The sequence below is a fragment of the Thermus sp. genome (assembly GCF_039793865.1).
Classification (GTDB): domain Bacteria; phylum Deinococcota; class Deinococci; order Deinococcales; family Thermaceae; genus Thermus.
The window spans coordinates 1-8,236 of the sequence record NZ_JBAMMI010000029.1 but is presented as its reverse complement, the minus strand read 5'-3'; the positions used below and the strand labels follow the sequence as shown (position 1 = coordinate 8,236).

The following is an 8,236-nucleotide window of genomic DNA, read 5'->3' as shown; positions in this document are numbered from 1 at the left end:
TAGCTTAAGGGTAGAGGCCCCTAAGGGCCCGGGCCTCGAGGACCCGGGTGGCCGCCACCACGTACGCGGCGGTGCGCAAGGGGATCTTCTTCTCCCGGCTCACCTGCCACACCGCCTCAAAGGCGTTGCGGAGCACCCTTTCCAGGCGGGCGTTGATCTCCTCCTCCGTCCAGAAATAGGAGTTGAAGTCCTGCACCCACTCAAAGTAGCTCACCGTCACGCCCCCGGCGTTGGCGATCACGTCCGGAACCACCAGCACCCCCTTCTCCAAGAGGATGTCGTCGGCGGCGGGGGTGGTGGGGCCGTTCGCCCCCTCGGCCACGATCCGGGCCTGGATGCGCCAGGCGTTCTGCTCGGTGATCTGCTTCTCCAAGGCGGCGGGAATGAGGAACTCCGTGGGTATGGCCCAAAACTCGGGGTTGGGCAAGGGCTCGGCCCTGGGGTAGCCCCGCACCCCCCCCATCTCCGCCACGTAGCGCTGCAGGTCGTAGGGGTCAACGCCCGCCTCGTTGTAGATGGTCCCGGTGTGGTCCTGCACGGCGATGACCCGGGCCCCGTGGTCGTGGAAGGCCCGGGCGGCGGCGCTCCCCACGTTGCCGAAGCCCTGGAGGGTCACCCGGGCCCCCTCCACCTGAAGCCCGATCTTCTCCGCCGCGGCCGCCGCGGTGATGAAGACCCCCCTCCCCGTGGCGTCCTTCCGCCCCAGGGACCCCCCCAGGGCGATGGGCTTCCCCGTGACCACCCCGGGCACGGTGCGGCCCACGTTCATGGAGAAGGTGTCCATCATCCAGGCCATCTCCCGCTCCCCGGTGTTCACGTCGGGGGCGGGGATGTCCCGGTCAGGGCCGAGGAGGATCCCGATCTCCGAGGTGTAGCGGCGGGTCAGGCGCTCAAGCTCCCCCGGGGAAAGCTTCTTGGGGTCCACCCGCACCCCGCCCTTCCCGCCCCCGTAGGGCAGGCCCACGGCGGCGTTCTTGATGGTCATCCAGGCGGCCAGGGCCATGACCTCGGAAAGGGTCACCTCGGGGTGGTAGCGCACCCCGCCCTTGGCGGGCCCCCGGGCGGTGTTGTGGTGTACCCGGTAGCCCTCAAAGTGGGCCACGGTGCCGTCGTCCAGGTGGATGGGCACGTCCACGATGAGGATGCGCTTGGGCCGCTTCAGGCTTTCCGCCAGGGGAGCGAGCCGCCCCAGGTAAGGCACCACCCGGTCCACCTGCTCGGTGAAGATCTCCCAAGGACCGCCGTCTTTGCCCAGGTAGGAAAGGGGTTCGCTTCTCATACACGCTCCTTCAGGGGTACACGCCCCTAAGCCGCGTGGCCTCGTTCACCCGCTCCAGGGCCAGGACCATGGCCCCAGCGCGGAGGTCCGTGGAAAGGGCCTCGGCCCTCTCGCACACCTCGGCCACCGCCTTGGCCACGCTCTTGGCGAAGCTATGGCGCACCTCCTCCTCGCTCCAGAAGAACATGTTGAGGTCCTGCACCCACTCCAGATAGCTCGCCAGAAGCCCCCCACCTCCGGTAAGGAGGTCGGGAACCACCCGTACTCCCTTGCCCAGGAGGTAGGCCTCCCCCTCTGGGGTGAGGCCGAAGTTGGCCGCCTCCAGCACCGCTTGGGCCTGGACCCTCTTGGCCCTTTCCCCGTCCAAAGCCCCCTCCAGGGCCGCCAGCACCAGGTAGTCCACGGGCAGGGCCAGAAGCTCCTCCGGGTCGAGGTCGTGGCGGGGGAGGACCCCCGTGGCCTCGTAATGGGCCAGCACCTCCTCCACGGGAAGCCCCTCCTCCTGGTACATCGCCCCCCGGGAGGTGGAGACCGCCACCACCTTAAGGCCCATCCGCTGGGCGTGGAGGGCAAAGGCCCCGCCCACCTGGCCAAAGCCCTGGACCGCCACCCGGGCGCCCTCCAGGGGAAACCCCCATCTCCGGGCGAACTCCTTTAGGATCAAGGCCACCCCTAACCCCGCGGCGTCGTCCAGGCCCTCGGTGCCCCCCAGGGCGTGAGGCTTGCCCGTCACCACCCCGGGCACCGTGGAGCCCAGGGTCATGGAGTAGGTGTCCATGATCCAGGCCATGACCCGCTCGTCGGTGCCCAGGTCGGGGCCCAGGATGTCCATATCCGGGCCGATAAGGTTGACCAGCTCGGCGGTGTAGCGGCGCACCAGGCGCTCCAGCTCCCTCGGGGAAAGGAGCCCGGGGTCCACGGCCACCCCACCGGCCGCCCCGCCGAAGGGCAGGTCGTAGACCGCGGCCTTAAGGGTCATCCAGGCGGCGAGGCCCGCCGTCTGGCCTAAGGTGACGGAGGGGTGGAGGCGCACCCCGCCCTTGGCGGGCCCGCGGGCGATGTCGTGCACCACCCGGAAGCCCTGGAAGACCCGCACCTTGCCGTCGTCCATGACCACGGGGAGGGAGACCGTGACCAGCCGCTTGGGGTGGGTCAGGTACTCCACCGTGGTGGGGTGGAGGGGGGCCACCCTCAAGGTCCTCTCCAGCCGCTCCAAAAAAGCCTCCCAGAGGCCCGGGTCCTCGGGAGGTCGGTAGGCGGGCAGGCTCATAGCATCACCGAGGGGGATTATACCCCCTAGGAGAGCCTCTCCGCCTCGCGCAGGGCCAGCTCCTCGAGGGCCACCTTAAAGGGCGAGGGGGGGAGGGGCCTTAAGGCCGCCACCGCCTCCTCCGCCCGCTTCCGGATGCGGGCCTCCACCTCCTCCGCCACCCCGCTTTCCCGGGCCAAGGACTTGAGGCGCTCCAGATCCCCAGGCTCCCTTCCCCTCCGCCTCAGGATCTCCCGCACCTCGGGGTAGCGCTCCATGAGGAGGAGGGGGATGAGGGTGGCCTTGCCCTCCCTTAGGTCCCCCCCCACGGGTTTCCCCAGGGCCTCCGGGGTGCCCATCAGGTCCAGGTAGTCGTCCCGCATCTGGAAGGCCTGGCCGTAGAGAAGGCCAAAGCGGTAGAGGGCCTCCCGCACCCCGCTTTCCGCCCCGAGAAGGAGGGCGGGGCCCTCCGTGGCGAGGGCCATGAGGACCGCGGTCTTGGCGGTGATGATCCGCTCGTAGTTCTCCAGGGAGTAGTCCTCCAGGGCCGCCACCTGGAACTGGAGAACCTCCCCCTCGGAGAGGGTCTTGGCCACCTGGGCGAAGCGCTCCACGAGCTCCATCCGCCCCATCTTGGCGATGACGTGAAGGAGCCGGGAGAGGAGGAAGTCCCCGGAGAGCACGGAGACGGCGTTCCCGTACTTGCGGAAGGCCGCCTCCTTGCCCCGCCGGGTCTCGGCCTCGTCAATGAGGTCGTCGTGGAGGAGGGTGGCGGAGTGGAGGAGCTCCACCGCCAGGGCGAGCTCCAGCTCAAAAGGCGCCCCCCCGAGGGCCCTCGAGGCCAGGAACACGAGCCTCGGCCGGATTCTCTTCCCCCCCGCCGTCACCAGGTCCTGGTGGATGAGGCGGATGAAGAGGACCTCGGACTGGACAAGCTCAGAAAGCGCCTCTTCAAAGCGGCGGAGGAGAGGCTCGAGGGTGGGGAGGGCGATGAACCCCATGCCCCTGAGTATACGCCGGGCAGGCCGGGCCACCTTTCCCTGAGGCTCAGTAAATCTCTATAGGGGCAGGGAGGGAAATCACCTTGGACTGCCCGTTGGCGGAAACGGTGCGGTATTTGACCACCTGGACGGGAGCCAGGGGTGCGGAAACCCGCTTCTGGTAGCTCCGGGTGTAGGGACCACAGGGGTTTGGGTTCAGGGGTGGACAGGCCTGGGGAATCGTGAAGGGCACGTCCACGGGGTTGTCCGAGGCGTCCAGGAGGACCACGGACCCGACCCCCGAGCCGGGTAGGGTGAAGAGGGCGAGGGTGTAGCCGTAGATGTAGAAGGTGTTGCCGTTCTGGTCCGTTTCGGTGCTAAGGGAGAAGTTCTCCCGCGACACCAGCACCGTGGGTCCACCAAAGATCACCCCACCGCTGGAGAGGTTGCCGCAACCCGCAAGAAGGACCAGCAAAAAGGGGATTGGCAGGAGCTTGAAGCCTCTCATCCCATCATCTCCTCCCGCCACTTGGGATTAAGTATAGCAAAAGAGAGCCGCGTAAGCCCGGCCAGGAAGTCCACGTTCTCCACCGCCACCTCCTTGGGCACCTCGAGGACCACCGGGGCGAAGTTGAGGATGCCCTTGATCCCCGCCGCCACCAACCGGTCCGCCGCCTCCTGGGCCGCCTCCCGGGGCACGGTGAGAAGGGCGATCTCTATCCGCCCGGGAACCCGCTGGGGCAGGAGGTCCACGGGCTCAATCACCCCGCCCCGCACCGGCCGGCCCACCTTCTCCGGGTCCACGTCAAAGAAGCCCCTCAGCTCAAAGCTCTCCCCGAAGCCCGGGTAGTCGGCGAGAGCGCTCCCCAGGCGGCCCATGCCCACGATGCAAAGGCCCCATCTGCGGTTCAGGCCCAGGATGTGGCGGAGCTCCCGCTTGAGGACGGGTACGGTGTACCCCACGCCCCGGGTGCCGTAGGAACCGAAGTAGGAGAGGTCCTTCCGCACCTGGAAGGCGGTCACCTGGGCCTCCTCCGCCAGTTGCTCCGAGCTCGTGCGGTGGATGCCCTTGGCCTCCAGCTCCTCCAGGATGCGGAGGTAGGTCACCAGACGGCTTATGGCGGCGCTAGGAACCTTCATCGCACCTCCAAAGCCTGGAGGCCCAGGGCCTCCACCCGCGCCTTCAGAGCCTCCTTCTCCTCGGGGGCTACCGGCCCCACCCGGACCCGGTACACGCCGTCCTCCTTCACCAGCACCACGGGAAGCCCCGCCTCTTTAAGCTTGCCCGCCAGGACCAGGGCGTTTTCCTCGTTCTGGAAGGCCCCTACCTGCAGGTACACGCTCCCCTCGGGCGCGGGGGCCGGGGCCTGGCCCCGGTAGACCTGGGCCCCGTAGGCCGAAAGGGCTTGGGCCACCCGCCTCGCTTCCTCCTCGCTGGCGTAGGGGCCCACCACCACCCGGGTGAGAGAGCCGCTGGCCTCGAGGCGCACCGGGTAACCCCGCTCCTTGAGCTCCCGCTCCAGCCGGGCGGCGTTTTCTGGGCTGGCGAAGGCCCCCACCACCACCCGGTGGCGCCCCTCCGGAGCGCGAGAGGCGGGGGCCGGGGAGGGCTTCTCCTTGGTCGGGGTGGCCTCCTGGGGCTTGGACGGGGGGGTCTGCTCCGGCCGGGACGGGGTGGCCTCCGGGGCCTGGGGAAGGGGCATCACGGTGACCACGGGCTCCGAAGGCTTCGCCTCCTTGAGGGCGGACTGGGGCGAGGCCTGGGCCGGAGGGGGCGAAGGGGAGGTTTGGGGAGCGGGCGGGGGAGCCGCCTGGGGGCGGGCAAAGGGGTTGACCCCGGTGAGGTAAAGAACGACCCCCGCCGCCACCAGGGCGATGAGCAAGAAGATCAGGGCGTCCAGCCATCTTTGCTTTTGCTTGAACCAGCGCATCCTACCTCCGAAGAAGGGCCCGGGCTTCCTCCGAGCCCAGGGCGGCGGCCTGCCTGAGGGCGCGCTCCGCTTCTCCCTCCCGGCCCAAGGCCCTCAAGGCCAGGCCCAGGTTGTACCAGGCGGCGGCCTGCCTGGGGGCCCGCCCCAGCACCTCCCTTAGGAGAAGCTCCGCCTCGCCGAAGCGCCTCAAAGCCACCAGGGCGGCGGCCAGGTTCACCCCCACCTGGGGGTCCCGCCCCGCCTCGTACAGGGGGCGGAGGACCGCCGCCGCCTCCTCGGCCCGCCCAAGCTTCAGCAGGAGGGCGCCCTTAAGGGCTAGGGCCTCAGGGGTAGACGCCCCCTTCAAAAGCCTCAGGGCCTCCTCCTTCCTCCCCAGGGCGTAGGCCGCCTGGGCCTTGAGGAGGGCTCCCGGGGGGCCGGCCTCGTCGGCGTAGCGGTAGGCGTTCTTGTAGTCCTTGAGGCGCAGGTAAGCCCCGGCCAGGGCCAGGGCCACCTGGGGCTCGGGGGAGGCCCGGTAGGCGGAGAGGAGGTAAGGCAGGGCCCCCTTGGCGTCCCCAGCCCGCAGGCGGGCCTGGCCCAAGAGGTAGCCCGCCTCCCAAAGCCCGGGGTCCAGGGCGTAGGCCTCCTTGAGGAGGGGCTCGGGGGCCTCGGAGAGGAGGGCCTTGCGCAGGAGAAGCCTGGCCCTGGCCTTCCCCTCCACCTGGGCGAGACCCCGGTCCAGCTCCCGGAGGGCCCGCCCCTTCAGCCCCTCCTCCGCCAGGATGCGGGCCAGGAGGTCCCAGGCCTCCGCCTCCTTGGGGTTTTGGTTTAGGAGGCCGTAGAGGACGGGCACGGCCTCCGCCCGGCTTCCCGCGGCGTAAAGAGCCTGGGCCAGGGCCAGGCGGTAGGCGGGGCTCCGCTCCGGAAGGAGGCCCTTCCTCAAGGCCTCCGCCGCCTCCTTGGCCTTACCCGCCTGGGCGAGGGCGGCCGCCAAGGCCAGGTAGGCCTCCTCGGTGGGCTTCAGGGAGACCGCTTTCTGGAAAGCCTCCGCCGCCTCCAAGGGCTTCCCCAGACGCAGGTAGACCTGGCCCAGGTTAAAGTGGCCCTCGTACCGGTCAGGGAAGACCCGGACCATCTGGTCAAAGGCGAAGCGGGCCTCCTCTAGGCGGCCCGCCTTAACGAGGGCTACCCCTAGGCCCAGGTGGGCCTCGAAACGGCCGTAGTCCTTAGCCAAAACCTCCTCGTAGGCTAAGGCCGCCTGGGCGTAGTTCCCCGAGCGCAGGAGGGCCTCCGCCTCCTCCAGGGAAGCCGCCAGGGCCAGGCCCAGGAGGGACAGGAGCGCAACCAAGGGTCTCGTCATAAGGACCTCCCAACCCTTCGTTGCCCCCAGCATAGCACAGCTCCAAGGGGAAGCCTTTGCTATCCTAAAAAGCGTGGGGCCAGCTGAGGAAAAGCCCCTCAACCTAGACGCCCCCCGCGTCCTGGTGCTCAATGCGGGGTACGAGGTGCTGGGCCTCGCCAGCATCAAGCGGAGCGTGCTTCTGGTGCTTTCGGGAAGCGCGGAAACCCTTTCGGAAAGCGGCCGCTACCTCCACACCCCTTCCACCCGGATCCCCGTGCCCAGCGTCATCCGCCTCAAGCGCCTGGTGCGGAGGGGACCAAGCCGCGTCCCCCTTAACCGCAGGAACGTCCTAAGGCGGGACCGCTACACCTGCCAGTACTGCGGGCGGCAAGGGGGGGAGCTCACCGTGGACCACGTCCTGCCCAGAAGCCGAGGCGGCAAGCACACCTGGGAAAACCTGGTGGCGGCCTGCCGGGCTTGCAACCTCAAGAAGGGGGACCGCACCCCCGAGGAAGCGGGGATGCGCCTTCTCAAGCCCCCCAGAAGCCCCCGGGTGCCCCTCTTTCTCTCCGACCTCAAGGAGGTTCCCCAGGACTGGGCGCCCTACCTCGAGGCCTTCTTGCGCTGAGCTACCGCCGAACGCTGAGGAGGACCGCCAGGAGGACGAGCCCCGCCCCCAGGTAGCCCAGGGGGGAGAGGACCTCGCGGAAGAAGAGGAAGGCGAAGAGGTTGGCCACCACGGGCTCGAGGGTGGCCACCACGCTCGCCCGGGTGGCGGGAAGCCGCTTTAGCCCCGCGTAGTAGGCCAGGTAAGCCCCGTAGGTGGAAAAGGCCCCCAGGAAGAGGAGGGCGTAGAAGGCCCTAGGGGTTAAGGGGGCGAACTCCACGAAGGGCAGGAGCCCCAAGGCCCCCACGGGCAGGGCATAGAGGAAGAGGGTGGGGGTGGCGTAGCGGGGCAGGTAGAGCTTGCCGAAGATGTAGTAGAGGGCGTAGGTGAATCCCGAAAGCAGGCCGAAGAAGAGGGCGGACAAGGGGGCCTTCACCTGGCTTCCCCCGCCCAGGCCCATGAGGGCCACCCCCAGGAGGGTGAGGGCCACGGAAAAAAGCCCCAGGGCGTCCAGGGGCTCCCGGAGGACCAGGTGGGAAAGAAGGGCCACCCAGGCGGGGGCGGTGTAGAGGAGGACCGAGGCCAGGGCCGCTCCGCCGAACCCCACCGCCAGCTGGTAGGCCCCGTAGAACAGGGAAACCCCCACCAGACCAAAGAGGAGGAGGACGGGAAGGTCGCGGGGGGCCACCCGCACCTGGCGCAAGAGAAGGGCGTGGGCGGCGAAAAAGAGCCAGGCGAGCCCCGCCCGAAAGAAGGCCACCGCAAGAGGGGTGAGCCCTTCCCCGAAGGCCAGGCGGCTCACCGGCCCCAAAAGGCCCCACAGGGAAGCGGCCAGAAAAAGGTAAAGGTAGCCCATGAAAGGTAGTGTA

9 protein-coding genes are annotated in these 8,236 nt (G+C 69.1%); 1 reads left to right on the top strand and 8 read right to left on the bottom strand.

The features are described 5' to 3' along the window. Nucleotides 1-4: 4 nt before the first annotated feature. From ABJK26_RS02925 to ABJK26_RS02895, 7 genes are read right to left on the bottom strand one after another with little or no spacing between them, the layout of a single operon-like run. Nucleotides 5-1,279, bottom strand: a complete 1,275-nt coding sequence (locus ABJK26_RS02925) for a Glu/Leu/Phe/Val dehydrogenase (protein ID WP_347240733.1) — start codon at nt 1,277-1,279, stop codon at nt 5-7. Between the two features lie 10 nt (nt 1,280-1,289). Then, entirely contained in the window at nt 1,290-2,549 is a 1,260-nt protein-coding gene (locus ABJK26_RS02920) for a Glu/Leu/Phe/Val dehydrogenase (protein ID WP_347240732.1), read from the bottom strand. Nucleotides 2,550-2,575: 26 nt separating this feature from the next. Further along, nucleotides 2,576-3,529, bottom strand: coding sequence for a polyprenyl synthetase family protein (locus ABJK26_RS02915; RefSeq protein ID WP_347240731.1), 954 nt, complete (start codon nt 3,527-3,529; stop codon nt 2,576-2,578). A 46-nt stretch (nt 3,530-3,575) separates the two neighbouring features. Then, on the bottom strand, nt 3,576-4,016 hold the full coding sequence (locus ABJK26_RS02910) for a hypothetical protein (RefSeq protein ID WP_347240730.1): 441 nt from the start codon (nt 4,014-4,016) through the stop codon (nt 3,576-3,578). Next, nucleotides 4,013-4,648 (bottom strand): redox-sensing transcriptional repressor Rex, encoded by a 636-nt coding sequence (locus ABJK26_RS02905; protein WP_054638503.1) that lies wholly within the window; start codon nt 4,646-4,648, stop codon nt 4,013-4,015. The genes ABJK26_RS02910 and ABJK26_RS02905 overlap by 4 nt, the downstream gene beginning before the upstream one ends. Then, on the bottom strand, nt 4,645-5,439 hold the full coding sequence (locus tag ABJK26_RS02900) for an SPOR domain-containing protein (RefSeq protein ID WP_347240729.1): 795 nt from the start codon (nt 5,437-5,439) through the stop codon (nt 4,645-4,647). Before ABJK26_RS02900 ends, ABJK26_RS02905 begins: the two co-directional genes overlap by 4 nt. Before the next feature lies 1 nt (nt 5,440). Next, nucleotides 5,441-6,778: a tetratricopeptide repeat protein gene (locus ABJK26_RS02895; RefSeq protein ID WP_347240728.1), complete on the bottom strand. Its 1,338-nt coding sequence runs from the start codon at nt 6,776-6,778 to the stop codon at nt 5,441-5,443. Between the two features lie 73 nt (nt 6,779-6,851). On the opposite strand from ABJK26_RS02895, the gene ABJK26_RS02890 reads away from it, so the two are divergent. Further along, nucleotides 6,852-7,388, top strand: coding sequence for an HNH endonuclease (locus tag ABJK26_RS02890; protein ID WP_347240727.1), 537 nt, complete (start codon nt 6,852-6,854; stop codon nt 7,386-7,388). A 1-nt stretch (nt 7,389) separates the two neighbouring features. On the opposite strand, the gene ABJK26_RS02885 is transcribed toward ABJK26_RS02890, so the two are convergent. Next, nucleotides 7,390-8,223 (bottom strand): DMT family transporter, encoded by an 834-nt coding sequence (locus ABJK26_RS02885; protein WP_347240726.1) that lies wholly within the window; start codon nt 8,221-8,223, stop codon nt 7,390-7,392. Between the last annotated feature and the right edge of the window lie 13 nt (nt 8,224-8,236).

Bases quoted from the DNA above. Each gene is read 5' to 3' on its own strand.
- ABJK26_RS02925 (WP_347240733.1), bottom strand. From the start codon at position 1,279: ATGAGAAGCGAACCCCTTTCCTACCTGGGCAAAGACGGCGGTCCTTGG.
- ABJK26_RS02915 (WP_347240731.1), bottom strand. From the start codon at position 3,529: ATGGGGTTCATCGCCCTCCCCACCCTCGAGCCTCTCCTCCGCCGCTTT.
- ABJK26_RS02885 (WP_347240726.1), bottom strand. From the start codon at position 8,223: ATGGGCTACCTTTACCTTTTTCTGGCCGCTTCCCTGTGGGGCCTTTTG.
- ABJK26_RS02900 (WP_347240729.1), bottom strand. From the start codon at position 5,439: ATGCGCTGGTTCAAGCAAAAGCAAAGATGGCTGGACGCCCTGATCTTC.
- ABJK26_RS02895 (WP_347240728.1), bottom strand. From the start codon at position 6,778: ATGACGAGACCCTTGGTTGCGCTCCTGTCCCTCCTGGGCCTGGCCCTG.
- ABJK26_RS02910 (WP_347240730.1), bottom strand. From the start codon at position 4,016: ATGAGAGGCTTCAAGCTCCTGCCAATCCCCTTTTTGCTGGTCCTTCTT.
- ABJK26_RS02905 (WP_054638503.1), bottom strand. From the start codon at position 4,648: ATGAAGGTTCCTAGCGCCGCCATAAGCCGTCTGGTGACCTACCTCCGC.
- ABJK26_RS02920 (WP_347240732.1), bottom strand. From the start codon at position 2,549: ATGAGCCTGCCCGCCTACCGACCTCCCGAGGACCCGGGCCTCTGGGAG.